The following is a 26,175-nucleotide window of genomic DNA, read 5'->3' on the forward strand; positions in this document are numbered from 1 at the left end:
TCATCCTTACCGACGCACGCCGGAGGCCGCCGCGCGCTCCAGCACCACCTGCGCGTGGTTAATAATCGGTGCATCCACCATTTTGCCGTTAAGCGAAACCACGCCCAGGCCGTTACGCTCGCCCTCTTCTGCAGCCTCAATCACCCTTCTGGCGTGATCCACCTCTTCCTGCGTCGGGGCGTAGGCGTTGTGCAGCAGGTCAATCTGGCGCGGGTTGATCAGCGATTTGCCGTTAAAGCCCATCTTGCGGATCAGATCGACCTCACGCAGGAACCCGGCCTCGTCGTTAACGTCTGACCACACCACGTCGAAGGCGTCGATACCCGCCGCGCGGGCGGCGTGCAGCACGGCGCAGCGGGCGTAGAACAGCTCGGTGCCGTCGCCGCGCTCGGTCTGCATGTCCATCACGTAGTCAAAGGCGGCCAGCGCAATGCCGATAAGGCGCGGAGAGCTGCGGGCAATCGCCACGGCGTTGATGACGCCAATGGCCGACTCAATCGCCGCCATTACGCGGGTGGAGCCGACCTCGCGGCCACACTCCTGCTCGATGCGCTCAAGGTGGCCTTCCAGCTCGTAGATGTCGTCCGGCGTGTCGGTTTTCGGCAGTCGGATCACGTCCACGCCTGCCCGCACGGCGGCTTCCAGATCCAGCAGGCCAAACGGCGTGCTCAGCGGGTTAATGCGCACCACGGTTTCGATATCCTGATACATCGGGTGCTGCAGGGCATGGAACACCAGCATGCGCGCGGTATCCTTCTCGCGCAGGGCAACGGCGTCCTCAAGGTCAAACATGATGGAGTCGGGACGGTAGATAAAGGCTGTGGAGAGCATGGCGGCATTAGCGCCCGGCAGGAACAGCATACTGCGGCGGAGTTTGCTCATTTCAGCGCCCCCCAGTTGATGGCCTGTTCATCGGCGGCACGCATCAGCGCGCTTTGCAGGCGGGCGCGGATCACACAGTCCAGCGCCCCTTTGTCTTCAATAATTATTAATCCCTGGTGCACGTTCATGGCGCGCAACGTGTCGTTGACCACCTGGCGAATTTGCTCGCCAAACTGCTTAATCACTTCACTGTGGATGACTATCTCCAGCTCGCCGTGAGCGGGAGCGATTTTCACCATCAGGTCGCTGGACTCCTGCGTTCCGGCCAGCGCCTCCCTTACAATTTTCATGATAAATTCCTGGTAGTTAAGCGACTTCCGCACTCGCACGGTAATGCGTTTCGAGATGCGCGAAGGTGGAGTCCGGGACAATCTCCCGGATCCGGGAAAACTGCTGTGTCTTCAGTAATCGACGCACTTCGGACGCCGATATGGCGTTACCGGTGGCCTTGATGCGCGGCATTTCCACCACCTCAATATGCGAGGCCAGCAGGTCGTGCAGCGTCTGGTTGTACTGGCGGGTGATATCGCAGAACGGCTCCGAGCCGATGAAGCGGTGCGTGATGCCCAGCGCCGGGGCGATAAAGTCCCGGAAGATCAGCACGTCGATCTCGCTCCACGCCTGCTGCACTTTGCCGGTCTCCTTCAGGAAGTAGGCCGGAAACGTGGCGCGAGAGATGATGTACTGCGAGCCTTCATGCACCACGACGTTCGGCAGATGCGCCACGCCCGCGCGCACCATCTCCAGACGCGCGCTGAACGGGAAGAACGAGGCGTCTTCACGCACTACAAAAAGATGCAGGGCATCGCACCGCTGCGCCGCCTGCTCCACCAGATGGCGGTGGCCGAGGGTGAACGGATTGGCGTTCATCACGATGGCGCCAATGTTCTTCCCGCACTTGCGCTTCGCGCTCAGGGAACGGCAGTAGCGATCGATCCCCTGCGGGGTGTTCTCCATCAGCACCGCGTTGTTCCCGCTCTGGGCAATCGGCCAGAAGCCGCTGCGGGCAAAGCGCTCCCGGTTGCACGGACGGGTGCAGAGGAAGAGGTGAAAATGGCCGCACTCCAGCGCCGCATTTTCCACCTCTGCCAGCAGCCGCGCGCTGAGGTTCTCGCCGCGAAGCTGCTCGTTGACCGCCACGCATTTGATGACGTTGGCAGCAAGCCCTGCGCAACCCACCAGCTGCGAGCCGGACCAGGCTTCGACGAACAGCGTGATGTCGTTGTCCAGGCCAAGGCCGCTGTCTGCCAGCAGGTAGCGGATCTGGCTTAAGCGTTCCGGGTGTTTCGCCACGAGGGTGTGGCGAAAATCGATGGGTTGACTGTTCATGCCGCCTTACTCAGTGTGCTGCCGCAAGCCCGACGGCTGGCGCTTCCACGATCACGTTGCTGAGATGACCGATATGCTCGATCTCCACCTCAATGCGATCGCCCTCTTTCATAAACAGCGGCGGATTGCGCTTTTTACCCACCCCGCCCGGGGATCCGGTGATGATCACATCGCCAGGACTTAAGCGGGTGAAGGTGCTGATGTACTCGATCAGCTCCGCAACCTTGTGGATCATGCTGCTGGTGTTGTCTTCCTGCACCATGCGGCCGTTGAGCCAGGTGCGGATTGCAAGCCTGTGCGGATCGGGGATCTCATCTGCCGTGGCCATCCACGGGCCAAACGCGCCGGTTTTGCGCCAGTTTTTACCGGCGGTAAACCAGGTGTGCTGCCAGTCGCGGGCGGAGCCGTCCATGTAGCAGCTGTAGCCCGCCACGTGACGCAGGGCGTCGTCACGGCTGATGTTTTCCCCACCTTTACCGATGATCACCGCCAGCTCTCCTTCGTAGTCGAATTCGCTGGAGTGGCGCGGCTTCAGCACCGGTTCGTTGTGGCCGGTCTGTGAATCCGGAAAACGGACAAACAGGGTTGGGGCCGGGTTGTGCTGGTCAAACTCCTTGCGCTTTTCGGCGTAGTTCATGCCCACGCAGAGGATTTTTTCCGGCTGCTCAATCACCGGTAAGAAGGTGATGGCGCTCATCGGCACGTCCACGGCATCGTTCAGGTAGCGGGTGGCCTGTGCCAGCCCGTTACCCTGCAGCAGCGCTTTAAGGTCGCTGTAGCGGTCGCCAAGACGGCGGCCTAAATCAATCACGCCGTCGGCCTGGACGATGCCGTAGCTGCGTTTTCCCTGGTATAAAAAGCTTGCGAGTTTCATTGTTCTTTCCTGAAAACTTAAACGAGGAAGTTGCCCAGAATCAGCAGTGAGACAGAGACGTTAATCGCCCCGCCGATACGGGTAGCAATCTGGGCGAATGGCATCAGGCTCATGCGGTTGCCTGCGGTCAGGATCGCCACGTCGCCGGTACCGCCCTGACCGCTCTGGCAGCAGGAGACGATGGCGACATCAATCGGGTGCATACCAATCTTTTTGCCGACGAAGAAGCCGGTCGCCACGAGCGCGGAGACGGTGCTGATAATCACCAGCAGGTTGGTCAGCGTGAAGGCGGCCACCAGTTCATGCCACGGGGTGATAGCCACGCCAACGGCAAAGAGAATCGGATAGGTCACAGAGGTCTGGAAGAATTTGTACACCACCTGAGAGCCTTCCAGCAGGCGTGGAGAGGCACCGTTACAGAGCTTCACCAGAACCGCCATAAACAGCATGCCGACCGGAGCAGGCAGGCCAATCAGCTTGTGGCCGAGCATGCCCAGCATGTAGAGCAGCACCGCCAGCAGCGCGCCGGAGGCGATAGTGGTCACGTCCGCCTTGCCGGAGAATGCAGGCTGAGAGACGGTGGCATCGGCATTGGCGCGGTTAGGCATCAGCTGGCCTTCACCGGTCAGGTGCGGGTAGCGTTTACCGAGCTGGTTCAGGCAGCCGGAGATGATGATTGCCGTCAGCCCGCCGAGCATGACCATCGGCAGCACGCGGCCGAGCGCCACGCCCTGATCCATATGCAGCAGGGTGGCATAGCCGATGGAGAGCGGGATTGCACCTTCGCCCACGCCGCCCGCCATAATCGGCAGAATGATAAAGAAGAAGATCTGGAACGGCTCAAGACCCAGCGCCAGGCCGACGCCCATCCCTACCAGCATGCCGACGATTTCACCGCACAGCATCGGGAAGAAGATGCGCAAGAAGCCCTGGATCAGCACCGTGCGGTTCATGCTCATGATGCTGCCGACGATAATGCAGCAGATGTAGAGATAGAGAATGTTGGTGGATTTGTAGAACTTGGTTGTGGACTCGACCACCACGTCCGGCAGCAGGCCGTAATAGACCAGCGCGGAAGGGATAAACGTGGCGCAAATCGCCGCCGCGCCGAGCTTGCCGACAATCGGCAGGCGTTTGCCAAACTCGCCGCAGGCAAAGCCAAAGAAGGCCAGCGTGGCGACCATCACCACGATATCGCTCGGCAGTTTTCCGCCCAGGCAATCAATGGCAATCAGCGCGCCCGCCAGAACGAACAGCGGCAGAGGAATAATCCCGATTTTCCAGGTATCCATAATATGCCACCAGCGCTCTTTGAGCGAAGGTCGCTGAATTTCAATCGGGTCGTGGGTAACAGAGAAAGAATCGTCAGTTGTGCTCATAATAAGCCCCTTGGTTATTTTGTGCGTTCAGCTTAGAGTCACAAAGGCTTACTTTATGTGAGGGATGGCATATTAAAAGCGAAGTTTTAATGGCAGCTATGGTTTTAATGGTTTCTTTTATTTAATGTGATTTATACCTTATTTATTGCCGTGGTTTTTATGGTTTCTTTTCTAAATTGAACAAACAAATAACATTTGTTCATGCAGCCCAAAGCACGTTAGCCTTTTGGATAACGCTTTTACAGCGCCCGCTGTGCAAGGGATCACAAGTTTTCGGCAAAGCGGGCGTACGCGCAAAAAAAGATGATATATTGGCGATCTTTGTCGCTACCTTACGTGATAGTTATGAAAGTCTCTTTCCAGATCAAGCTGTTTATTTCGCTGGTTGCCTTTTTCTCAGTGCTTTTTGCGTTACTGGGCGGATATTATTATGCCGACGTAGGGAAACAGCTTTATCAGGAAATGAGTACGCGAGCCAAAATACAGGCTGAAGAGATTGCACTTATTCCGACATTGCGTAATGAAGTTGAACAAAAGAATATCAACGCCATCCATGATTTTATGCAGAAGATTTCTGCGCATAGCGACGCCAGCTTTATTGTGATTGGTGATAATAAAGGCCAGCATCTTTTTCACTCCGTCTTTGCCGACAGAGTGGGCACCACGCTGGTAGGCGGTGACAACGAAGCCGTATTGCAGGGTAAAAGCATCACCACCATCCGCAAAGGCGGGCTGGGCATTTCGCTGCGCAGTAAAGCCCCCATCTTCAACGCTGCAGGACAGGTGGTCGGCATCGTTTCGGTCGGCTATCTCACCAGCTACCTGGACACCATTACCGTCAGTAAGGTGGTCAACATTCTGATTGCCGCCGTGCTGCTGCTGATTGCTCTCTTTATCTTCTCCTGGTTCTTTACCCGCAGTATTAAGAAGCAGATCTTCTCCCTTGAGCCGCGCGAGATCGGCCTGCTGGTGCGTCAGCAGAAGGCCATGATGGAGTCTATTTATGAAGGGGTGATTGCCATTGACGATCAAAGGCGGATTGAAGTCATCAACCAGGCGGCGCGCAAGCTGCTGGGCCTGAGCCAGCCGGCCCGTGAACTGCGCGGACAGCTGATAAGCCAGGTGATCGATCCGGTCCCGTTCTTCGACACGCAGACGATGCTGGCGAAAGATACCCATGACGAGATTTGCCGTTTTAACGATCTCACGGTGATTGCCAGCCGGGTACACATCATGCTTGAGGGGTCGCTGCAGGGCTGGGTGATCACCTTCCGCGATCGCAACGAGATCGACTCGCTGAGCGCCCAGCTCAGCCAGGTCAAACGCTATGTCGATAACCTCCGCATTATGCGCCACGAGCAGTTAAACCGGATGACCACCCTCTCCGGCCTGCTGCATATGGGCCGCTATGAGGAGGCGATTGGCTACATTCAGGCGCAGTCTGAACACGCCCAGGAGCTGCTGGACTTTATCTCTTCGCGCTTCAGCTCACCGACCCTGTGCGGTCTGCTGCTGGGGAAAGCCGCCCGCGCGCGGGAGAAAGGCGTTGAATTGTGCTTCGATCCGGCCTGTCGGCTGGATAAATCATTCCTCCCCCTCGGGGAGCAGGAACTGATTTCAATTATTGGCAACCTGCTGGATAACGCCATCGAAGCGACGCAGCGGTCGCCGCTTCCCCACGCGCCGGTGGAGGTGCTGATAAAGCTCAGCGAACAGGAGCTGATTATTGAAGTCGCCGACCAGGGCGTTGGCATTACACCGGAGATCCGTGAGCGGATCTTTGAACGCGGCATCACCACCAAGACGCGCGGCGATCATGGGATTGGTCTGTATCTGATCGAAAGCTATGTCACACAGGCTGGCGGCGCAATAGAAGTTGCCGATAATACCCCGCGCGGCGCCATTTTCTCCCTGTTTATCCCGGCCACGGGAACCGCCCGGCAACTGGAAGACACCGACTATGCAACATGAACTTATCGACGTACTGATTGTTGAAGACGAGAACGAACTGGCGCAACTGCACGCGGAGCTGATAGGCAAACATCCGCGTCTGAGGCTGGTGGGCATTGCCTCGTCGCTGGCTGCGGCCCAGGCAGAGCTTGCAAATAAACAGCCGCAGCTGGTGCTGCTGGATAACTACCTGCCGGACGGCAAAGGGATCTCGCTTATCAATAACCCCATGCTGGCCCGCGCCAACTGCTCGGTGATTTTTATTACTGCCGCCAGCGATATGGACACCTGCAGCCAGGCCATCCGCAACGGCGCGTTCGACTACATCCTCAAACCCGTCTCCTGGAAGCGGCTCAGCCAGTCGCTGGAGCGGTTTGTACAGTTTGCCGAACAGCAGCGGGTCTGGAAGATTGTCGACCAGCAAAACGTCGATTCGCTGTATCAGCTGCAGGCGAAAAACTACCGCCTGGACAACGGCAGCAAAGGCATTGAGGAAAATACGCTGGCGCGGGTGCAGTCGCTGTTTAACGACAAGGCAACGCACTGCTTTACCGTGGATGAGGTGGTGAGCAAGACGGGGTTGAGTAAAACCACCACCCGTCGCTATCTGGAACACTGCGTCGAGGCGGGTTTTCTGACGGTGGAGATGCTGTACGGTAAGATTGGGCATCCAAGGAGGATGTACAAGCGTAGTGCGGTTTGATGAGACGTTCCCTCTCCCTGGGGGAGAGGGTTAGGGTGAGGGCAGCAACCCGCACTATCTCAGCACATACCCATATAGCCGCTTAATCCCGTCGGCATCCTTCTCGCTGTAAACGCCCTGCAGTTCCGGCGAGAAGCCCGGCAGCAGGTTGATGCCCTCCTCCAGCGCCAGGAAGTAACGCTGTACCGCCCCGCCCCAGACTTCACCCGGCACCACGCACAGCACGCCTGGCGGATAGGGCAGCGCCCCTTCGGCAGCAATCCGCCCTTCGGCATCCCGTATGCGAACCAGCTCCACGTCGCCTCGAATATAGGCCCGGTTCGCATCCTGCGGGTTCATCACCACCTCAGGCAGGCTCTCCTTGCGGAACATCGCCTTCTGCAAATCCTTCACGTCGAAGCTGACGTAGAGATCGTGCATCTCCTGACACAGCTGGCGAAGGGTGTAATCCCGGTAGCGCACCGGGTATTTCTGAAAAATCGTCGGCAGCACGTCCGCCAGCGGCGTGTCGTCTTCAATATGCTGTTCAAACTGGCCCAGCATCGCCACCAGCTGTGCCAGCTTCTCGCTGCTTTCGGCAGGGGTCAGCAGGAACAGGATCGAGTTAAGGTCGCATTTCTCCGGCACAATGCCGTTTTCACGCAGATAGTGCGCCAGAATCGTTGCCGGGATCCCGAAATCCGTGTACTCGCCGGTTTCGGCATCGATGCCCGGCGTGGTCAGCAGGAGCTTGCACGGGTCGACAAAGTACTGCTCGCTTGCATAGCCCTCAAAGCCGTGCCATTTGGCCCCCGGCTCGAAGCTGAAGAAGCGCAGCTCGCTGGCAATGGCGTGCGTCGGATGATCCTGCCACGGCCGCCCCGCTACCACCGGTGGGATAAACGGTTTGATCATATGACAGTTGGCAATGATTGCCTTGCGCGCTTCAATCCCCAGCTCGAGGCACTCCGCCCACAGCCTGCGTCCGCTTTCCCCTTCGTGGATCTTGGCATTCACATCCAGCGCTGCGAACAGCGGATAAAACGGGCTGGTGGAGGCATGCAGCATAAACGCGTTGTTCAGCCGCTTGTGCGGGCAAAAACGCGCCTGACCGCGAATGTGGTTATCCTTTTTATGGATCTGCGAGGTTTGCGAGAACCCGGCCTGCTGTTTGTGCACCGACTGGGTCACGAAAATCCCCGGATCGTTCTCGTTCAGCTCCAGCAACAGCGGGGACGTTTCCGCCATCATCGGAATAAACTGCTCGTAGCCCACCCAGGCGGAGTCAAAGAGAATGTAGTCGCACAGATGGCCGATCTTATCGATCACCTGACGGGCGTTGTAGATCGTCCCGTCGTAGGTGCCAAGCTGAATGATCGCCAGGCGGAACGGACGTGCCTCATCGGCCTTCTCCGGTGCCGCCTCGCGGATAAGATCCCGCAGATACGCATCGTCAAAGCAGTGGTCGTCAATTCCGCCAATAAAGCCAAACGGGTTACGCGCGGCCTCAAGATAAACCGGCGTGGCGCCCGCCTGGATCAGCGCCCCGTGGTGGTTAGATTTATGGTTGTTGCGGTCAAACAGCACCAGATCGCCGCGGGTCAGCAGCGCGTTGGTCACCACCTTGTTGGCCGCCGACGTGCCGTTCAGCACGAAGTAGGTTTTATCCGCGTTAAACACTTTCGCCGCGAACTTTTGCGCGTGCTTGGCGGAGCCTTCGTGGATCAGCAGATCGCCCAGCTTCACGTCGGCGTTGCACATGTCGGCGCGAAACACGTTCTCACCGAAGAAATCATAGAACTGTCGCCCTGCCGGGTGCTTTTTGAAAAAGGCGCCATGCTGGTGGCCCGGACAGGCAAAAGTGCTGTTGCCCATCTCCACATACTGGCTCAGGGTGTCGAAAAAAGGCGGCAGCAGATTCTCTTCATAACGGCTGGCAGCGCTCTCCAGTTCCAGAAACTCCTGAGCTTTACCCGAGATGACCGCGGTGGCGCCGTCGGGCACCTCCGTTGGCTCCGGAGAGAAAATAAACACCGGCAGCTGAAAGCCCGTGCGTTTCAGCAGTGCAAGGATACCGCTGCGGCTTTCAGCCGTTGTGATGACGACAGCCGCCACATCGGTAAAATCAGTGCTGTCCAGCGTCACCTTTTCGCGGTGCGTAGACACAGTGGAGAGCAGCTCGCGGCTGACGGCAATTTTCATGGTTTTCATAGGCGCAGTTACCCTCACCGGACGGTGAGACAGGGAGGAGAAAATTCGCGCAATAATGTCACCTTTTATTTTGAGGTGCAAGAAGGAATCAGTATGCACGAAATCAGCCAAAGCTAAGGCCCGCGAAGCCCTGCCGTGCCATAATAATGCAATATCAATGATTAAATAACAGGAGTTAACTTTGGTTATCGGGCCATTTATTAACGCAGGAGCCGTATTGCTGGGCGGCGTACTCGGCGCCGTGCTGAGCCAGCGGCTGCCGGAGCGGATTCGCACCTCCATGCCCTCAATATTCGGCCTGGCATCGTTAGGGATTGGTATTCTGCTGGTGATCAAATGCGCCAACCTGCCGGTGATGGTGTTGGCCACCCTGCTCGGCGCGCTGATTGGCGAATTTTGCTATCTGGAAAAAGGCATTAACAGCGCGGTGAGTAAAGCCAAAAACCTGATTGCCCGACCGGGCAAGGCGAAACACGGCACGCACGAGACGTTTATTCAGAACTATGTCGCCATCATTATTCTGTTTTGCGCCAGCGGCACCGGGATTTTCGGTTCGATGCAGGAAGGGATGACGGGCGACCCGAGCATTTTGATTGCAAAAGCATTTCTTGATTTCTTCACCGCCACTATTTTTGCCACCACGCTCGGCATTGCCGTGGCGGCGATTTGCGTCCCGATGCTGCTTATCCAGCTGGCACTGGCTACCTGCGCCACGCTAATTCTCCCGCTAACCACGCCCGCAATGATGGCAGACTTTACCGCCGTCGGCGGCCTGCTGCTGCTGGCTACCGGGCTGCGCATCTGTGGGATCAAGATGTTTGCCGTGGTGAATATGCTGCCCGCACTGCTGCTCGCCATGCCGCTCTCCGCGCTCTGGACGCACTTTTTCGCTTAAGGATGCGGCGAAATGGTGAGAGATTGCGCAGTCCGTAACGAAAACAACATTTTTCGTTGACGCCACCGGGCAGATCGGGTTTAATGCGCCCCGTTGCCCGGATAGCTCAGTCGGTAGAGCAGGGGATTGAAAATCCCCGTGTCCTTGGTTCGATTCCGAGTCCGGGCACCACTATTTAAAGAACCCGCCCAAAAGGCGGGTTTTTGCTATATGGCTACGGCCGATTTCTGGGCGCTGAGAAGCGTGGCTTTAATGCAGGCACGCTTACGCTAATAGCCCGGTAAGTTAATACAGGCGGTGGCTCTTTTTTATCACTTAATTTTGCCGGATAAATTGCTGACCTGATTTGAAAGGTTGTCGTTGCTCCGCTTCATGTCATCAAGGCTTCTTTGCAATCGCTCGATCTTACTCTCCTGCTCAGAATTCTTTCTCTCAAGCTGTAAAACCTTCTGAGTTAGCTCATCGACTTTGCGGTTGTCGGACTTCATCTTCCTCAGGCTATCCTGCATCTCCTTTAGATCCTCCCCCCTGAAATTAGAAGGCTCGATTTCATCTGCACCATAAATTACCGGGATATATCCACTATTAAAGTTGCTGGGTTCGATACTAACCTGAACTTTATTTAGACCCGCAGAGTGCGCGTAACCTATTGAAGAAAAACAAAAAAAAGAAACAACACACAGACCAGACAGATATTTATTCATTTCTAACGTCCTTTTTAATTTTTCAATCACTTCCAGGAGTCTCCTTCTGGTATCACCCGCTCAGGATAAAACACTTGGCTTAGCCTCTGGCATTTCATAAACAGGGTTAAAGAGCAGAAGATACTTTTCGTTTTTCATTATAATACGCGTTTCCTCTCCCCCAAAATCCAACCGCCACCCGCTCATTTTCTGCCACCTTACATCCGCCGGCATCGAGAAAAGTGCGTTACCACGCACCTTATTAACGAACCCGCCCTCGTGGCAGTTTTTTGCTTTTGAATTCCTGACAACTTTAGGGATCGTTCCCACCTGTGCCCAGCAGTTTATTTTTGAAGATAAACAGACACGCCTCATTGAAGTTCTCCGCCCCCAGGCGTTCCGAGAGCGCCGTACGTTTGCGGTAGAGACTTTTCACTGACGTATTCAGTTCGCCTGCAATCTCCTCCATTGACATGCCTGCCCTCAGCAACCGCAACATGATCGTTTCATGCGTGCTCAGCCGTAAATTCAGCAGCCACTTCGTGGTCAGGCGCCTGCCCTTCATATTGAGCACCAGGTTAAACAGCGAGGCCATGTCCGGCGCCGTCAGCGATGTGTTCATAAACAGCTTCATACTGAGCAGATTCTCCTCGCGATGGCGCATATCAAGCATAACGCAGCAAATCGTTTTTCTCGTTCTGGCCGGATGGCGTATCAGGTAATCATATAAACGAAGCGGCGCACGACTATCAATCAATACAGAATATTCATCTGCACCGTTATCAAATATGTTTCTGTCAATCGAATCGAGCAGGATAATATCCGGAAAAAATATCCGCATGCCCCTGACAAGGTAGCGATCCTGAGTCACTAACACTATTGAAGTTGCCACTAACCATCCCTTTTAGATTAAAGCAAGAACGATCCTGCGAAAAGAAGACCGCCTTCGTTTTATAGCGCTGTTATATTAACGATAAATGTATTCTGGCTTTGGACATCCCTCAATACACACATTGATGAGTAAGACTTCCTGTAGACTATCATTCAATGTCTGCCTTTAATTATAAATAAAAAACAACCCCAGAAAAGTCACTTCTCTAAACATTAAGAATTTTTGTCATGAAACTTCCCAAACATGCACCAGAAAGTACTTTAATTGAGGCAAATATGCGTCATTTAAAATATATACAAAACTGTCACAATAAAAATAAAACCACTATATTTCAATGCATTACAATTAATGACTCAATTCAAAATAAACACAAAAAACTGCTCATTACAGAATTATCTCAAAACTACATAGCAGCTTTTCAGCATATTTATCCGGCAACATATCAGGTGTACATTACCTCCCATCAAGACCACTGAGATGAGGTTTCATAATTACCTTTAAGTAAGTACCCCATAACGTTACTGCATTCAGATTTAATGTTCCCATTTATGGCCTTTAACGCAGAGTTAAAAGGCGGCCGTGTTATGCAATGGATTCATGATAAACAAATGGCAAATAGATATGGAAAGATCGCTTCGCTTAAGTACATTATTCTTTTATCGCACCCCAACATTATTGTTTCTGTTATTACTCTTTCCTGTTCTGGTTCAGGGTTCGGAATCCGTTTATGAGCAACAGATTCAACAGGCGCGTAACGGTAATTACACGTCGTTTCTCGATTATCTTCAGCGTTATCAGCAGCAGCATGCCCTGACGCCTGAACACGTTGCGGACTGGTTACAGGTGGCGGCCTGGGCAGGTCATGATGACGAGGTTATTCAGGTCTGGCAGCGCTACAGCATTTATATGCCGCTGCCCGCCCGTGGCGTTGCGGCTGTCGCACAGGCCAGGAGAAATCAGAAAGCGTGGCAGCCAGCTCTGGCGCTCTGGAAAGAAGCGCTGAGCCTTGCGCCGGATAACGACGATTATCGTATCGGCTATATCAAAACCCTGGCAGATGCCCGTAAAGATACGCTTGCCCTCAAGGAAGCCCGACAGCTGGTGGCGGAGGATCCCTCTCAGGCGCATCTTCAGACGCTGGGGTATGTCTGGTTACGCCAGGGAAAAAGCTGGGATCGGCTTTTAGCAGACACGCGCGCGCTGAATATCGCGCCAGAAAATCACGCGCTTCTTCGCGAGCTGATCGACGCGCTAACGGATAACCGGGTCAATACTCCCGCTCTCCAGCTTTCAAAAAAGGTGGCGCTGTCCCCAGCGGAGCGTCGTCGTCTAGAGCTGAATGCCGCAGCCGAAAGCGTTCGCCTTGCAGATGTGCCAGGCAGAACAGAAAAGGAGCGCCTGCAGCTTGCGCAATCTGCGCTGAATCGTTACGACGCGCTGCTGTCTCGCTGGAAAAGCGAGCCGCAGGCGGCCGAAGACATTATCTTTGCGCGTATCGACCGACTCGGCGCGCTGTATGCCCATGCTGAGTACCCGCGGGTCATCAGTGAATATCAGGATCTGACGGCAGCCCGGCATCCGCTGCCGGGCTGGGCAATCGGCTGGGCGATCTCGTCCTACCTCCAGGAGAAAAATACCGCTGCCGCCTTCGCGCTTCTGCAGCGCTATCCGCAATACGCTTCCGATCCGCAGGACGAGGAACACGCGCTTTTCTACGCCTGGCTGGATACGGGAGAGTATCAGGCCGCCCGCCAGTACGTTGAGCGCCAGACCCGCAACGTCCCCTGGACCCGTTACGATTTCGGCTCCCCTACCCCTCAGCCGAACGATCGGTGGCTTGCCGGCCAGTCGCTCCGTTTTAACTATTTGCTGGCGACGAATGCCCTGCCGGAAGCCGAAAAGCTGGCGCGACGTCTGGCGACAACCGCGCCGGGCAATCAGGGATTGCAGATTGACTACGCCACGCTGCTTCAGACGCGAGGCCTGCCGCGCGCGGCCGAGCAAACGCTGAAAATGGCGGAGGCGCTGGAGCCCTCGAATCTCGAACTTGAGCAGCAGCAGGCTTACGTCGCCATGGATATGCAGGAATGGCGGCAGATGGATTTACTGGCCGACGACGTAGTCGCCCGCGCGCCGCGCGATCGCAGCGCAAGGCGTCTGGACAGGCTCCGCACCGTCCACCATATGTCCGAGCTGCGCCTCAACGCGAGCAAGGGTTTGCACTCCGATAACCCCGTCAGCGGGACGCACGACCTCAACTGGGACGCCACGCTCTATGGCCCACCCGTGGCGGATAGCTGGCGGCTGTTTGCCGGCACCCGCTATGCAGAGGGTAATTTCGATGAAGGCAAAGGCTCCAGCCGTCACCTGTTGGGCGGCGTCGAATGGCGGCCACGCAACCTCCAGCTCGAAGCCGAACTCTCCAGCAACCGCTATCACGGGGCAAACAAGCCGGGCGCTCGACTCTCAACAACTTACTTTGTCACCGATAACTGGCAGGTCAGCGGCAGCCTTGAGCGCCTGTCGCGCACCACGCCCCTGCGGGCGTTACGCAACGGGATCAACGCCAACCGGGGGGAAGGCGGCGTGCGCTGGTATCAAAACGAGCGTCGTGAGTACCAGTTCAGCGCCGCCCTCAGCCGCTTCTCGGATCATAACCGCCGCCAGGAATACACCCTCACGGGCAAGGAGCGTCTCTGGCAGACCCCGTCACTGACGCTGGATCTCGAACCGGGGATCGCCGCCAGTAAAAATAGCCTGCGGGACACGCTCTACTACAACCCGGCGCGGGATCTCTCCGTGACGGCGGCCCTGGCCGTTGACCATGAGATGTACCGCCATTACGACACCCTCTGGAGCCAGCAGTTCGTGGCGGGAGGCGGCAGCTACTGGCAGAAAAATCAGTCCGCGGGCGCCATCGCCCTGCTGGGTTACGGACAGCGCGTTCAGTGGAACAACGTTATTGATACCGGCGTGATGCTGAACTGGGATAAACGCCCTTACGACGGCAAACGCGAGAGCAACCTCTCCGTCACATTAGACGCGACTTTACGCTTTTAAGGATGATTATGCTTAACACACGTTTTTCCGCGAGCCTGATACTTCTCGGCTGGCTCTGCCTCAGCGCGAGCGTCTGCGCGCAGGCATTTTCATTTATTGCGCCCAAAGCGCGGCCACAGCTGGAGGCGAGCAAACCCTGGCCGCAGAACCAGTTTCTGGTGCTGGCCTACCACGATGTAGAAGACGATGCCGCCGATCAGCGCTACCTCTCCGTGCGTACCAGCGCGCTAAACGAGCAGATAAGCTGGCTGCTGCACAACGGTTATCACATCATCAGCGTGCAGGACATTCTGGATGCCCATGACGGAAAAAAAACGCTGCCGCCGAAAGCCGTTCTGCTCAGCTTTGACGACGGCTACAGCAGCTTTTACACCCGCGTCTGGCCGCTGCTTCAGGCATGGAACGTCCCTGCGCTCTGGGCGCCGGTGGGCAGCTGGGTGGATACGCCGGAAAATCAAAAAGTTAACTTCGGCGGTCTGATGACGCCCCGCGATCGCTTCGCGACGTGGGACATGGTGCGCGAGCTCAGCCGGTCCCCGCTGATTGAGATCGGATCGCACACCTGGGCCTCGCATTACGGCATTCCGGCCAACCCGCAGGGCAGCCGCGAACCTGCCATCGCCAACCGCTTTTATGATAAAGCCACGGGCCGCTATGAAACCGATCGGCAGTTCAACCAGCGGATCGGCGATGACGTTCGTAAAGTGACTGAAAAAATCACGCAGGTAACGGGCAAGGCACCGCGCGCCTGGGTCTGGCCCTACGGCGCCGCCAACGGCACGTCGCTCGCGATCGCCAGACAGCAGGGTTATCAGCTGGCCTTTACCCTTGAGGACGGGCTGGGGAACGTGCAGGAGCTGGGGAACATCCCTCGTCTGCTGATCTCAGGAAACCCCTCGCTCAAGGCGTTTGCCAGTACGGTAAGCCAGGTTCAGGAGCACGATCCCGTTCGCGTCATGCACGTCGATCTCGACTACGTTTACGATCCCGATCCGGCCCAGCAGACCCAAAACATCAACAAGCTGATCCAGCGGGTCTACGACATGAAAATCAGCCATGTTTTTCTGCAGGCGTTTGCCGACCCGCAGGGCGACGGCAGGATCAAGGCGCTCTATTTCCCCAACCGTCGTCTGCCGGTCCGGGCCGATCTCTTTAATTTTGTCTCCTGGCAGCTGCAAACCCGCGCGGGGGTGAAAGTCTTCGCGTGGATGCCGGTGCTCTCGTTCGATCTCGATCCTGCCCTGCCGCGCGTGCAGCGCCGGGATCGTCAAACCGGCCAGCTGCGCGAAGCCACCGAGCCCTATATCCGGCTCTCCCCGTGGGACCCGCAGGTGCGCAAGCAGGTAACGGACATCTACGAAGATCTGGCCCGCTATGCCAGCTTCAACGGGATTTTGTTCCATGACGATGCGGTGCTGACGGACGTGGACGATGGCGGACAGGACACGACTCGCCAGAAGAGCCAACTGCTTATGGGGTTTACCCACGCCCTGAGCCTGGCGGTGAAGCATATCCGTGGCCCGCAGATAAAAACCGCGCGCAACATGTTCGCCTTACCCATTCTTCAGCCGGAAAGCGAAGCGTGGTTCGCGCAGAATCTTGACGATTTTCTGGCGGAGTATGACTGGACGGTGCCGATGGCCATGCCGCTGATGGAGTCCATTTCGGCTGACGAGAGCGATGCCTGGCTGACGCGTCTGGTTAAAGCGGTCGCCACACGTCCCGGCGCGATCGATAAAACCATTTTTGAACTGCAGGCCAGGGACTGGGATAAGAAACCGCAGCGCGCCGTTTCTGATAGCCAGCTTGCGCAGTGGATGCGCGTGCTCCAGCTGAACGGCGTCAAAAACTACGGTTACTACCCCGATGATTTCATCAACAACCAACCTGATATCTCACGCATCAGGCCTGTATTTTCTTCGTACTGGTACCCTGACAATGACTGATCGCATTATCGCCTTTTCTATTTTATGTCTGGTATTCGGGTTGCCGTTAGGCGTGGCCGCCCTCTTTACCGGCGAGCTGATTCTGGATTTTGTGTTCTTCTGGCCGCTGTTCATGTCCGTGCTCTGGATAACCGGCGGGCTCTATTTCTGGTTTCAGCTTGAACGCCACTGGTCGTGGGATAAAGACACGCCCGCCCCGACGCTCGCCGGTGAGCCGCTCATCTCCATTCTGATCCCCTGCTTTAACGAGGGACGAAATGCCCGGGAGACCATCAGCGCCGCGCTGGATCAGCGGTATGAAAATATAGAAGTTATCGCCATCAACGACGGCTCGTCTGACAACACGGCGCAGGTGCTGCAGGCGCTGGCGCAGGAGCAGCCGCGCCTGCGGGTGATTAATCTCGCGGAAAACCAGGGGAAAGCGCTGGCGCTCAAAGCCGGGGCAGCGGCGGCACGGGGCGATCTGCTGGTCTGCATTGACGGTGACGCCCTGCTCGATCGCGATACGGCAGCGTATCTGGTGGCACCGCTGATTCAGTATCCCCACGTCGGGGCGGTCACCGGGAACCCGCGTATTCGCACGCGCTCCACGCTGATCGGCCGCATCCAGGTGGGCGAGTTCTCATCGATTATCGGGCTCATCAAGCGGACGCAGCGGATCTATGGCCGGGTCTTTACCGTCTCGGGCGTCATCGCCGCCTTTCGCCGACAGGCGCTGGCGGACGTCGGGTACTGGAGCCCGGACATGATCACCGAAGACATCGACATCAGCTGGAAGCTCCAGCTGCGCCACTGGGATATCTTTTTCGAGCCGCGGGCGCTGTGCTGGATCCTGATGCCGGAGACGCTCAAGGGCCTGTGGAAACAGCGTTTGCGCTGGGCCCAGGGCGGCGCGGAGGTGTTTCTGGTCAACCTTCGCAGGATTGTGCGCTGGGAGCATCACCGCATGTGGCCCCTTTTTATCGAGTACGCCCTGTCAACGCTGTGGGCCTTCGCGTACGCCATGACGGTGCTGTTATTTATTCTCAGCCATATCGCCCCTGTTCCTGCCAGGCTGACAGTGGAGAGCCTCTTTCCACCGGAGTTTACCGGGCTACTGCTGGGCGTGATGTGCCTCCTGCAGTTCCTGGTCAGCCTGTTCATCGAGCGGCGCTATGAACGTAAGGTGGCCAGCTCGCTTTTCTGGGTGATCTGGTTCCCGATGGTGTACTGGATGATCGGCCTGTTCACCACCCTCGTCGCCTTTCCAAAAGTCATGCTTAAACGCCAGCGCGCCCGCGCGCGCTGGATCAGTCCGGACCGGGGAAAAGGAAGCCTTCAATGAACGAAAATACCTTAATACTGACCGAACATCGGCTGTTGCCACGTCTTTTCGATGCCGCGTTAACGCTGGTGGCGTGGGGAGGCTTTCTGTTTTTCCTGTATGCCCGGCTCTGGATGCATCTAACCGAGGAGAGAGACCACAGCTGGGACGTGATTATTGCGTCCTTTAATACGGTATTGCTCTACCTGCTGTTCGCCGCACTCAACGGCTGGCTGCTGATTTTGTGGTATCAGTACAATCGCCGCCGCGCCCACGTCAGGCGGCGCCAGCCGGGTTATTTGCAGGAGGAGGAGCTGGCCCGCAGCTTTAATGTCTCACCGCAGATCATCTCAGAGATGAGCCAGTACAACCTGCTGACGGTCTATCATGACCAGATTGGCCGCATCATCGATCTGAAGATCAACGGGCAGGAAGAGGAAAAACAGTAACGAAAAGCCCCCGCAGGATATCCTGCGGGGGCTTTTTTATTGCGGGTAAGAACTACTTATCTTTAACCACGATCAGCGGCTCAATATCGCTCTCTTTCTTCACCACCAGCGAGTCATCGCCGCGCAGACAGGTCCCACCGTAGTTCCCGCCCACGGTAAAGGTACAGACCTGAATGTACTTGCCGTCGACGTTTGGCAGACACCACAGCTGCTGGTAGATATTCTTGCGGTCGACAAACTTGCCGCTGGATTTATCCAAAAGCTCGTCCTGGGCGCTGATCAGGTCGATATTGCTGCCGCAGCGTCCGGCAATCGGCTTAACGGCGTATCCGGTCTGCTTCAGCAGATCGTTGACCTCAAAATCGGTGTCGAGCAGGTAACGGTGATTCGGGAACAGTTGCCACAGCACCGGAAGAATCGCCTTGTTGCCTGGAATAACGGTCCACAAAGGTTCAAAGACCAGCACCTCCGGGCGCAGCAGAACGTCAATCAGGCGCACTTCGCCTTCAGGATGTCCGGTGCGGATCGGCACGGCGGCGTATTCGGTTTCGCTGACCTCGCGGATCTGCTCTATCGCCGTTTCCCACGCCCAGGTTTTCCACACGCAGTTGACGTGGCGACCTTCGTCGTCAATCAGCTGCCCGGCGGCATCCCAGCTGAGCGCCCCCAGCCCGTGGAGGATTTTGGTCTCAAACCCGGCCTGCATCAGCGAACGCTGAATAAAGAGCGCGTGATAGTCCTCTTCGACATCGTTGTCCTGCATGATGTGGACGAACGGCCGCGCGTGGCTGTGCTTCCAGGCGCCGGTCAGCTCTTCCAGCAGGCCTTCCGCCGGGTTATGCCCGTTGCCGCGATAGCCGTTTTTCACCCACTCTTCGAGAATCAGCCCGCCCTCGGTATGGCAGGAGGCGGAGTCGGCGTTGTACTCGTAGACCTTGATGCCGCGCTCATCCATGCAGAAATCCATACGACCGGTGATCATATGGTGACGACGCCACTGCCAGGAGAGGCGCAGGCGCGGCCAGAGGATTTTCGGGATGTCGAAAAGCGCCAGCAGGCTGTCGTCTTTCAGCACCTTGTCCGTGGCGTGCAGGTACATCAGATGCAGTTCGTTGGTGGCCTTGATCAGCTCCTGTTCGGCGCTTTCGGTAATGGTGAAGTACTGGCAGGGATCTTTGTTGATCACGTGGCCGTTGGCGCGGATATACGCCTGCTGCAGCGCGTCATTTTCGTTGAGCCACTTGCCGTCGAACTGACGTTTGTTTTTCAGCCGCGCGCCGCTGATTTTCAGCAGTTCACCGTCGATTTCCGGCTGGGGAATGCTGTGTTCCGTATCCTCGGTCTGGATCATCCAGCCGAGAATTTCCGTGTCGCTGAAGGTGTCGTGGAGGGTGTAACACCCGTTCTCCACGCTCAGGCGCAGCTCGCGCGTCCACTGCTGCCCGAGCGGCAGCGGGGAGTGAATCACGTTCTGCTCCGCAATACGCACCCTATCGTCCAGAAGCTGGGTGATCACCGCCACGTGGCCGGTCTCGTGAAACTCGCCGCCCTTTTGCCAGATCAGCAGCGCTCCGGCGCGCGGGGCGCGTTTTGAACCGTTGGCAAAGGCCTGAAGGGGCAGAATGTTATCGTTCACCACCTGACGCAAAAAGCGCAGAGAGAAGATCTCCCACGCCATACCGACGTCGGTAAACACAAAGCCATAGTTGAGGAACAGGAAACGGCGGGCAAACTCAACGCACTGCCACTTGTGGCCCATGTATTCGTTGCCGATGTAGCTGCGAAAATCCGCGTCTTCCGGGTATTTTCGCGGGTCCAGACTGCCGTAATTTGAAGAGTAAATCGCCACGCCACCGGGCGCATAGCCTAACAATGTCCCGAATGGCGCATCACTGCTTAACTTTCCTTTACGCATGTATCCAACCTAAAACAGGCAGGCGGCAATTTTTTATGGGTTGTCGTCGTCTGCACGTTGTAATTAACCTGACAGAGGGACATTTATCATACACCTGCGCGGCGCATTAACTACATGTTAAACAGCCAGCACGCCGCGAAATGCCCTGGCGCGATCTCCTGCATCGCAGGCTCCTGCGTCTGGCAAACCGGCATGGCGTGCGGGCATCGGCTGCAAAACTTACAGCCCGGCAGCGCGGACGTAGGGCCGGGCATTTCACCGCGCAGGGTCGCGTCTTCAAGGTTGCGAATCCGCGGGTCGGGCTGGGGAACCGCCGCCAGCAGCGCGCGGGTATAAGGGTGCGCCGGACGCTGATACAGCTCATTCGCCGGGGCCACCTCCACCAGCTTACCGAGATACATCACCCCAATGCGGCTGGAGATATGGCGCACCATGGAGAGATCGTGGGCGATAAACAGATAGGTTAGCCCCAGCTCCTGCTGTAGATCCTGCAGAATATTCACCACCTGCGCCTGCACCGAAACGTCCAGCGCCGAGAGCGGCTCATCGCACAGCACAAATTCGGGACGCACGGACAACGCGCGGGCAATACTGATGCGCTGACGCTGCCCGCCGCTAAACTCATGCGGGAACCGATCAAGGTGTTCCTGCTTCAGCCCCACTTTGTAGAGCAGCGTTTCCGTCCGTTCCCGCTGTTCTTCACGGCTGTAGCCGTGGATCTGCATCGGCTCGGCCACCAGCTGTCGCACCGTCATGCCTGGGTTGAGCGAGGAGTAAGGATCCTGAAAAATCGCCTGCATCCGCTTGCGCAGCGGCTTGAGTTCTTTTTCGCGGGCGTGGGCAATCGCCTGCCCGGCGAAGTGGATCTCGCCCGCGGTAATATCGAAAAGGCGCAGGATGGCGCGTCCGAGCGTGGATTTCCCGCAGCCGGACTCTCCCACCAGGCCAAACGTCTCGCCGGGCTGGATATCAAAGCTCACGCCATCAACCGCCTTCACGGCCGCGCCTTTACGCAGCAGACCGCCGTTAAGCTGATAGTGCTTGCGCAGATCGCGCACGCTCACTAATGGTGCCTGTTGTTCACTCATGCATGAGTCTCCTTATCGGCCCATAGCCAGCAGGCGGCGCGATGGCCCTCTCCGGCGGTGTAAAATGCGGGCTGCCGTTCACACTGGGGCATGCGTTTTGGGCAGCGTTCGGCGAACGGGCAGCCCGGCGGCGGGTTAAGCAGGCCAGGCGGCGAACCTTCAATAGGCGATAGACGCTGATTGACCTCATCCGGGCGCGGCAGCGAGGCCAGCAGCCCTTGGGTGTAAGGATGCGCGGGGCGATAAAAAATGTCCTCTACGCAGCCCTCCTCCATCACCAGCCCGCCGTACATCACCACTACGCGGCTGCAGACCTGCGCCACCACGCCGAGATCGTGGGTGATCAGCAGAATCGCGGTTTGGGTCTGCTGCTGCAGGCTTTTCAGCAGTCGCAGGATCTGCGCCTGAATGGTGACGTCCAGCGCGGTGGTCGGCTCATCGGCGATAAGCAGCTTCGGGTTGCAGGAGAGCGCAATGGCGATCATCACCCGCTGGCGCATCCCGCCGCTGAACTCGTGAGGAAACTGGTCGTATCGGCGTTCCGCCTCGGCAATCCCCACCTGTTCCAGCATGGCGATCGCCGCCGCTTTGGCCGCTTTTTTCGACAGCTTTTTATTTCGCACCAGGATCTCAGACATCTGCTTGCCGATAGTGAGCACCGGGTTCAGGGCGGTCATCGGATCCTGAAAAATCATCGCGATCTCGTTGCCGCGAATAGCGCGCATCTGCGCAGGGGTTTTCTGCGCCAGATCGTCATTCTGGAAGCGAATGCTGCCGCCGGTGATCCGTCCGTTGCTCCCCAGAAGCTGGATAATCGACTTACAGGTGACGCTTTTTCCGCAGCCCGACTCGCCAACAATGCCGACAAGTTCTCCCGGCTGCACCTTAAAGCTTACGCCGCGCACCGCGTGAACTTCACCCTCGCGGGTGCGGAAAGTAGTTTGCAGGTTATCAAGCGCTAATAAGCTACTCATCGCGATTCGCTCCCGGCTCAAAGGCGGTACGGAAGACATCGCCGAGCACGTTAAAGCTGAACACCGTCAGCAGGATCAGGATGCCGGGGAACATCGCCAGCCACGACGCTTCGCCAATATAAGACTGGGCGTTGTTGAGCATGCTTCCCCACGACGCCGCCGGCGCCTGCACACCCAGCCCTAAGAAGCTGAGCGTCGACTCCATCAGAATGGCCGAGGCGATATTGAGCGTGGCGGCCACGATAATGGTCGGCAGCACGCCGGGAATAATGTGGCGCACGATAATACGCAGCGGGTTTTCCCCCGACGCGCGGGCATAAAGCACATACTCGCGCTCTTTCACCGACAGGGTTTCTGCGCGCACCAGCCGCGACATGTTCATCCACGTCAGCAGGCTGATGATCAGAATGATGTTATCCACGCCCGGCTTGAGGTAAGCATTCACCACCAGCAGCAGGAAGAAGGCCGGAATGGCCATCAGGATATCCACGGCGCGCATCATCAGGTTATCCAGCCAGCCGCCAAAATAGCCGCTCACCGTGCCCACCACCGTGCCGATAAGCGTGGAAAAGAGCATGGCGAGAAAACCGACCATCAGGGAGATCTGGCCGCCATACAGCGCGCGGGTGAAGTAGTCGCGTCCGTACTCGTCGGTGCCGAACCAGTGTGCGGCATCCGGCGGTAACGTGCGTGCGCCGAGCGCCATCCGATCCGGATCGTACGGACTTAACCCCGCACAGAGCGCGGCGACAATGAAAATAAAAAGCACAAACAGGGAGAACTGCGCCGGACGGTTGCGGCGCAGCTGGTGACGAACCTGCTGCCAGCGTCTGCTCATCCGGGTTACCTCAGCGTACGAATGCGTGGATCGGCGAAGCGATAAAGCAGATCGGCGATCAGGTTACCGACGATCAGCATCATCGAAGAGAGCATGATGATCGCCATGATCAGCGGGTAGTCCAGCGAGGCGATCGACTGGATCCCGAGCAGCCCCATCCCCGGCCAGGAGAAGACGCTTTCCGTCACGTAGGCCCCCACAATCAGCTCACCGAACGACAGTCCGAACAGGGTGATCACCGGCAGCAGCACGTTTTTCAGCACGTGCCTAAACAGAATGCTGGAACGCGTGGCGCCGTAGGCAAGCTGGGTTTGCACGTAGTCGGCCGAGAGCTGCGAGATGGTGTTGGAGCGGATGTAGCGCACATAGCTGGAGAGGTTGTAGAACGTGAGGGCAATACACGGCAGTACGCCGTGACGCAGCACGTCCAGCGCGTTATCTTCCACGCCGATGGTGCGCATCCCCATGCTGGGGAACCAGCTAAGCTGCACGGCAAAGACCGTAATGAGCAAGATGCCGAACCAGAAAATCGGCACCGAGATGCCGATATAGGCGAACAGGTTAAGCAGGTGATCCAGCCAGCGATGCTTGAATGCCCCCGCCAGCAGGCCCAGCGGGATCGCCAGCACGATCGCCAGCAGCAGCGACGCGCCCATCAGCCCCAGCGTGGCCGGAATGCGTTCGCCGATCATCTCCAGCACCGGGCGGTGGTAGATCAGCGAATAGCCGAGATCGCCCTGCAGGACATTTTTCAGCCACAGGACGTACTGCGTCACCAGCGGCTTATCCAGCCCCAGGCTCTGGCGAATACGTTCGATATCTTCCGGAGCCATACGCGGCGTAATGTACGCCGCCACCGGATCGCCGGGCGCCAGTTTGACCAGCAAAAACGCCACCAGCGAAATAAAGAACAGCATCGGCAGCAGCTGCAGCAGCCGACGCGTGAGAAGTGTGTTCACGACGTGCCCTTACCAAGGCCCCGACCCGACGGCCGGGGCAATTACTTATTTCTGATAGATTTTTGACAGATCCTGGAACAGATAGACCGGTTTCGGCTCCGCTTCCTCGGTGCCGCCAAAACGCTTGTCCACCGCGACGGTCGCATTGGTATAGGCGATTGGGTAGTACGTCATGTCGTTCGCCACGGTCTGCTGAATTTGCTTGTAGATATCGGCACGTTTTGCGGCGTCGGTTTCCACGGCGCCTTTATCCCACAGGGCATCAAACTGCGGATTTTTGTAGTGCGCGTAGTTATAGGCCTCGTTGCTCATGAACAGCGATTTGTAGCCGTCCGGCTCTGAGCCCATGATGTAGCCGCCCAGGTTCAGCTCCCACGCGGTGTTGTTCATATCGAGGCTGCGCTGGGACATGGCGTTGGAGTCCAGCGGCATCAGCTCCACGTTCACCCCAATGCCCTTCAGCGCCTGCTGAATGTAGAGCGCCATGCTCTCCTGGGTTTTATTGGTGTTCACATACGCCAGGCGCAGCTTGAGGTTGTCCGGCGCGCCGGACGCTTTAAGCAGCTCTTTGGCTTTTTGCAGGTCGAATTTGTATTGCTCGACGTCATCCGTCTTGTAAAGCGTATCGGGCGTCAGGAAGGACGTCGCCGGTTTGGCGTAGTCCAGCGAGGTAAAGGCGGTTTGGGTCAGCTCGTCTTTGTTGATGGCGTAAGCAATGGCCTGACGCAATTCTTTGCTCTTCATTACCGGCACGTTCTGGTTGAACGTCATATAGGCCAGGCGGCCTTCCGGATAGACCACGAAGTCAAACTTACCGGTATTTTTCAGGCGGTTCACATCCTGCGGGTCAACCATCTTGAGGTTGATTTCACCGTTTTGCAGCGCCAGGTTGGCGGCGTTACTGTCTTTGGCGAAACGGTAGGTCACCGAATCTAGCTTCGCTTTGCCGTTCCAGTAATCGTCAAAACGGGTCAGGGCGTAATACTGCCCGGCGCGGTACTCTTTAAACTTGAACGGCCCGGAGCCGACCGGCGCATCGTTTTTGCTGCTCTTTTCCAGGTCGCCTTCGCCGGCGAACACGTGCTGCGGGATCGGGTAGATCTGTACCAGGGTGCCGGTAAAGGCGGCGCTGACCTGCGGTAAGGTGAACTTAACGGTGCGGTCGTCAACCTTGCTTACCTCAACAGGCTTGCCGCCCCAGGTAAACATGCTGCGGAAGAAGCTGTGCTGTTTGGCATCCAGCAGCTTATTGAAGGTGAAGACCACGTCGTCCGCCGTCAGCGGCTGTCCGTCCTGCCATTTCAGGTTGGGTTTTAACGTCAGGGTGTAGCTCAGGTTGTCGGCGGAGGGCGTGAGGCTTTCCGCCAGGCCCCACTCAATCTTGCCGTTATTAAAGCTGTACAGCGGGGCATACAACGCCTGCATGATGGTTAACGTTGTGCGGTCGCTGGCATAAAGCGGATTAACGGCTAACGGGTCGCCGGAGGTAATTCCAATAATTAGCGAACCGCCCTCTTTTGGCGCGTCGCTTTTTGCCGCAGGGGGCGTATTGGTCTCTTTATTTTTCGCATCATCACAGCCCGCCAGGCCTAACGCGAGCGAAACGACCACTGCCGATAACAGAAGCTTGCGCATCTCACTAACTCCTTGCCTAATAAAGTGTTTATAACTGCATCTTTTATTTATGTTGAAGCATCATAGGCAGCTTTATCCATTAACGCATTAGTTATGAAAATGCGATTTTCGATTAAGCTTATGCCGGATTTGATATATATAAGCAGCAGAAGGAATAGCGGTTAATTGATTGCGCTCGCAACGTTAAACGGTTCACAAATCTCCTGCTACACTGCCTCAACACATCACTCA

Annotated in this window: 22 protein-coding genes and 1 tRNA gene; 9 read left to right on the forward strand and 14 right to left on the reverse strand. The window is 57.0% G+C overall.

Annotation, left to right across the window (positions count from 1 at the left end):
- Window positions 1-6: 6 nt before the first annotated feature.
- Genes citE through ACW9E7_RS16695 form a run of 5 tightly spaced genes read right to left on the reverse strand, consistent with a single transcriptional unit; the run spans window position 7 to window position 4,464 of the window.
- A complete protein-coding gene (citE, locus tag ACW9E7_RS16675; RefSeq protein ID WP_039269783.1) occupies window positions 7-882 on the reverse strand; it encodes a citrate (pro-3S)-lyase subunit beta in 876 nt (291 codons plus the stop codon).
- Window positions 879-1,172 (reverse strand): citrate lyase acyl carrier protein, encoded by a 294-nt coding sequence (gene citD / locus ACW9E7_RS16680; RefSeq protein ID WP_008499773.1) that lies wholly within the window; start codon window positions 1,170-1,172, stop codon window positions 879-881. The genes citE and citD overlap by 4 nt, the downstream gene beginning before the upstream one ends.
- A gap of 16 nt (window positions 1,173-1,188) precedes the next feature.
- Entirely contained in the window at window positions 1,189-2,211 is a 1,023-nt protein-coding gene (citC, locus tag ACW9E7_RS16685; protein ID WP_458728113.1) for a [citrate (pro-3S)-lyase] ligase, read from the reverse strand.
- Window positions 2,212-2,221: 10 nt separating this feature from the next.
- Window positions 2,222-3,085: a fumarylacetoacetate hydrolase family protein gene (locus ACW9E7_RS16690; RefSeq protein WP_458728114.1), complete on the reverse strand. Its 864-nt coding sequence runs from the start codon at window positions 3,083-3,085 to the stop codon at window positions 2,222-2,224.
- Between the two features lie 17 nt (window positions 3,086-3,102).
- The gene (locus tag ACW9E7_RS16695) at window positions 3,103-4,464 is read right to left on the reverse strand and encodes a 2-hydroxycarboxylate transporter family protein (protein WP_115876255.1); all 1,362 of its coding nucleotides are present in this window, start codon (window positions 4,462-4,464) and stop codon (window positions 3,103-3,105) included.
- Window positions 4,465-4,809: 345 nt separating this feature from the next.
- On the opposite strand from ACW9E7_RS16695, the gene ACW9E7_RS16700 reads away from it, so the two are divergent.
- Entirely contained in the window at window positions 4,810-6,435 is a 1,626-nt protein-coding gene (locus ACW9E7_RS16700; RefSeq protein ID WP_164850639.1) for an ATP-binding protein, read from the forward strand.
- Entirely contained in the window at window positions 6,425-7,117 is a 693-nt protein-coding gene (locus tag ACW9E7_RS16705; protein WP_458728115.1) for a response regulator, read from the forward strand. The genes ACW9E7_RS16700 and ACW9E7_RS16705 overlap by 11 nt, the downstream gene beginning before the upstream one ends.
- A 54-nt stretch (window positions 7,118-7,171) precedes the next feature.
- On the opposite strand, the gene ACW9E7_RS16710 is transcribed toward ACW9E7_RS16705, so the two are convergent.
- Window positions 7,172-9,307 carry an ornithine decarboxylase gene (locus tag ACW9E7_RS16710; RefSeq protein ID WP_458728116.1) on the reverse strand — a complete coding sequence of 712 codons (2,136 nt, stop codon included), beginning with the start codon at window positions 9,305-9,307 and terminating at the stop codon, window positions 7,172-7,174.
- Between the two features lie 181 nt (window positions 9,308-9,488).
- On the opposite strand from ACW9E7_RS16710, the gene ACW9E7_RS16715 reads away from it, so the two are divergent.
- Both ACW9E7_RS16715 and ACW9E7_RS16720 read left to right on the forward strand, forming a co-directional pair.
- Window positions 9,489-10,202, forward strand: coding sequence for a DUF554 domain-containing protein (locus tag ACW9E7_RS16715; RefSeq protein WP_047173584.1), 714 nt, complete (start codon window positions 9,489-9,491; stop codon window positions 10,200-10,202).
- A 95-nt stretch (window positions 10,203-10,297) separates the two neighbouring features.
- Window positions 10,298-10,373, forward strand: a tRNA-Phe gene (locus tag ACW9E7_RS16720).
- Window positions 10,374-10,513: 140 nt separating this feature from the next.
- Here the strand turns inward: ACW9E7_RS16720 and ACW9E7_RS16725 are convergent.
- Both ACW9E7_RS16725 and ACW9E7_RS16730 read right to left on the reverse strand, forming a co-directional pair.
- Window positions 10,514-10,936 carry a hypothetical protein gene (locus ACW9E7_RS16725; RefSeq protein ID WP_458728117.1) on the reverse strand — a complete coding sequence of 141 codons (423 nt, stop codon included), beginning with the start codon at window positions 10,934-10,936 and terminating at the stop codon, window positions 10,514-10,516.
- A gap of 262 nt (window positions 10,937-11,198) precedes the next feature.
- Complete coding sequence (locus tag ACW9E7_RS16730) at window positions 11,199-11,726, reverse strand: helix-turn-helix domain-containing protein (RefSeq protein ID WP_164850663.1); 528 nt, start codon at window positions 11,724-11,726, stop codon at window positions 11,199-11,201.
- A gap of 278 nt (window positions 11,727-12,004) precedes the next feature.
- Here ACW9E7_RS16730 and ACW9E7_RS16735 point away from each other — a divergent pair, with 278 nt between their 5' ends.
- The 5 genes from ACW9E7_RS16735 to pgaD all read left to right on the forward strand — a co-directional run bounded on the left by ACW9E7_RS16735 (window position 12,005) and on the right by pgaD (window position 18,535).
- Window positions 12,005-12,253 carry a hypothetical protein gene (locus ACW9E7_RS16735; RefSeq protein ID WP_458728118.1) on the forward strand — a complete coding sequence of 83 codons (249 nt, stop codon included), beginning with the start codon at window positions 12,005-12,007 and terminating at the stop codon, window positions 12,251-12,253.
- Between the two features lie 145 nt (window positions 12,254-12,398).
- Window positions 12,399-14,837, forward strand: a complete 2,439-nt coding sequence (gene pgaA, locus ACW9E7_RS16740; protein WP_458728119.1) for a poly-beta-1,6 N-acetyl-D-glucosamine export porin PgaA — start codon at window positions 12,399-12,401, stop codon at window positions 14,835-14,837.
- An 8-nt stretch (window positions 14,838-14,845) separates the two neighbouring features.
- Window positions 14,846-16,783 carry a poly-beta-1,6-N-acetyl-D-glucosamine N-deacetylase PgaB gene (pgaB, locus tag ACW9E7_RS16745; protein ID WP_458728120.1) on the forward strand — a complete coding sequence of 646 codons (1,938 nt, stop codon included), beginning with the start codon at window positions 14,846-14,848 and terminating at the stop codon, window positions 16,781-16,783.
- Window positions 16,776-18,107: a poly-beta-1,6-N-acetyl-D-glucosamine synthase gene (pgaC, locus tag ACW9E7_RS16750; protein WP_458728121.1), complete on the forward strand. Its 1,332-nt coding sequence runs from the start codon at window positions 16,776-16,778 to the stop codon at window positions 18,105-18,107. The genes pgaB and pgaC overlap by 8 nt, the downstream gene beginning before the upstream one ends.
- Complete coding sequence (gene pgaD / locus ACW9E7_RS16755; RefSeq protein ID WP_458728122.1) at window positions 18,104-18,535, forward strand: poly-beta-1,6-N-acetyl-D-glucosamine biosynthesis protein PgaD; 432 nt, start codon at window positions 18,104-18,106, stop codon at window positions 18,533-18,535. The genes pgaC and pgaD overlap by 4 nt, the downstream gene beginning before the upstream one ends.
- 52 nt (window positions 18,536-18,587) lie before the next feature.
- Here pgaD and gss read toward each other — a convergent pair whose 3' ends face one another.
- From gss to ACW9E7_RS16785, 6 genes are all read right to left on the reverse strand, one after another.
- A complete protein-coding gene (gene gss, locus ACW9E7_RS16760; protein WP_325795042.1) occupies window positions 18,588-20,450 on the reverse strand; it encodes a bifunctional glutathionylspermidine amidase/synthase in 1,863 nt (620 codons plus the stop codon).
- A gap of 110 nt (window positions 20,451-20,560) precedes the next feature.
- On the reverse strand, window positions 20,561-21,538 hold the full coding sequence (locus ACW9E7_RS16765; protein ID WP_115876265.1) for an ABC transporter ATP-binding protein: 978 nt from the start codon (window positions 21,536-21,538) through the stop codon (window positions 20,561-20,563).
- Window positions 21,535-22,512 carry an ABC transporter ATP-binding protein gene (locus ACW9E7_RS16770; RefSeq protein WP_458728123.1) on the reverse strand — a complete coding sequence of 326 codons (978 nt, stop codon included), beginning with the start codon at window positions 22,510-22,512 and terminating at the stop codon, window positions 21,535-21,537. Before ACW9E7_RS16770 ends, ACW9E7_RS16765 begins: the two co-directional genes overlap by 4 nt.
- Window positions 22,505-23,350, reverse strand: a complete 846-nt coding sequence (locus ACW9E7_RS16775) for an ABC transporter permease (RefSeq protein ID WP_115876267.1) — start codon at window positions 23,348-23,350, stop codon at window positions 22,505-22,507. Before ACW9E7_RS16775 ends, ACW9E7_RS16770 begins: the two co-directional genes overlap by 8 nt.
- 5 nt (window positions 23,351-23,355) lie before the next feature.
- Window positions 23,356-24,309 (reverse strand): ABC transporter permease, encoded by a 954-nt coding sequence (locus tag ACW9E7_RS16780; RefSeq protein WP_111963259.1) that lies wholly within the window; start codon window positions 24,307-24,309, stop codon window positions 23,356-23,358.
- 45 nt (window positions 24,310-24,354) lie between these two features.
- Window positions 24,355-25,944 (reverse strand): ABC transporter substrate-binding protein, encoded by a 1,590-nt coding sequence (locus tag ACW9E7_RS16785; RefSeq protein ID WP_458728124.1) that lies wholly within the window; start codon window positions 25,942-25,944, stop codon window positions 24,355-24,357.
- Window positions 25,945-26,175 lie beyond the last annotated feature (231 nt).

This window comes from Enterobacter sp. H2G27, from assembly GCF_054403075.1.

Excerpts from the sequence above, each read along its gene's own strand:
- citC (WP_458728113.1), bottom strand. The coding sequence starts at position 2,211 with ATGAACAGTCAACCCATCGATTTTCGCCACACCCTCGTGGCGAAACAC.
- ACW9E7_RS16690 (WP_458728114.1), bottom strand. The coding sequence starts at position 3,085 with ATGAAACTCGCAAGCTTTTTATACCAGGGAAAACGCAGCTACGGCATC.
- pgaC (WP_458728121.1), top strand. The coding sequence starts at position 16,776 with ATGACTGATCGCATTATCGCCTTTTCTATTTTATGTCTGGTATTCGGG.
- pgaB (WP_458728120.1), top strand. The coding sequence starts at position 14,846 with ATGCTTAACACACGTTTTTCCGCGAGCCTGATACTTCTCGGCTGGCTC.
- gss (WP_325795042.1), bottom strand. The coding sequence starts at position 20,450 with ATGCGTAAAGGAAAGTTAAGCAGTGATGCGCCATTCGGGACATTGTTA.
- citE (WP_039269783.1), bottom strand. The coding sequence starts at position 882 with ATGAGCAAACTCCGCCGCAGTATGCTGTTCCTGCCGGGCGCTAATGCC.
- ACW9E7_RS16710 (WP_458728116.1), bottom strand. The coding sequence starts at position 9,307 with ATGAAAACCATGAAAATTGCCGTCAGCCGCGAGCTGCTCTCCACTGTG.
- ACW9E7_RS16730 (WP_164850663.1), bottom strand. The coding sequence starts at position 11,726 with ATGCGGATATTTTTTCCGGATATTATCCTGCTCGATTCGATTGACAGA.
- ACW9E7_RS16700 (WP_164850639.1), top strand. The coding sequence starts at position 4,810 with ATGAAAGTCTCTTTCCAGATCAAGCTGTTTATTTCGCTGGTTGCCTTT.
- citD (WP_008499773.1), bottom strand. The coding sequence starts at position 1,172 with ATGAAAATTGTAAGGGAGGCGCTGGCCGGAACGCAGGAGTCCAGCGAC.
- ACW9E7_RS16765 (WP_115876265.1), bottom strand. The coding sequence starts at position 21,538 with ATGAGTGAACAACAGGCACCATTAGTGAGCGTGCGCGATCTGCGCAAG.
- pgaA (WP_458728119.1), top strand. The coding sequence starts at position 12,399 with ATGGAAAGATCGCTTCGCTTAAGTACATTATTCTTTTATCGCACCCCA.
- pgaD (WP_458728122.1), top strand. The coding sequence starts at position 18,104 with ATGAACGAAAATACCTTAATACTGACCGAACATCGGCTGTTGCCACGT.
- ACW9E7_RS16775 (WP_115876267.1), bottom strand. The coding sequence starts at position 23,350 with ATGAGCAGACGCTGGCAGCAGGTTCGTCACCAGCTGCGCCGCAACCGT.
- ACW9E7_RS16705 (WP_458728115.1), top strand. The coding sequence starts at position 6,425 with ATGCAACATGAACTTATCGACGTACTGATTGTTGAAGACGAGAACGAA.
- ACW9E7_RS16770 (WP_458728123.1), bottom strand. The coding sequence starts at position 22,512 with ATGAGTAGCTTATTAGCGCTTGATAACCTGCAAACTACTTTCCGCACC.
- ACW9E7_RS16735 (WP_458728118.1), top strand. The coding sequence starts at position 12,005 with ATGAAACTTCCCAAACATGCACCAGAAAGTACTTTAATTGAGGCAAAT.
- ACW9E7_RS16785 (WP_458728124.1), bottom strand. The coding sequence starts at position 25,944 with ATGCGCAAGCTTCTGTTATCGGCAGTGGTCGTTTCGCTCGCGTTAGGC.
- ACW9E7_RS16695 (WP_115876255.1), bottom strand. The coding sequence starts at position 4,464 with ATGAGCACAACTGACGATTCTTTCTCTGTTACCCACGACCCGATTGAA.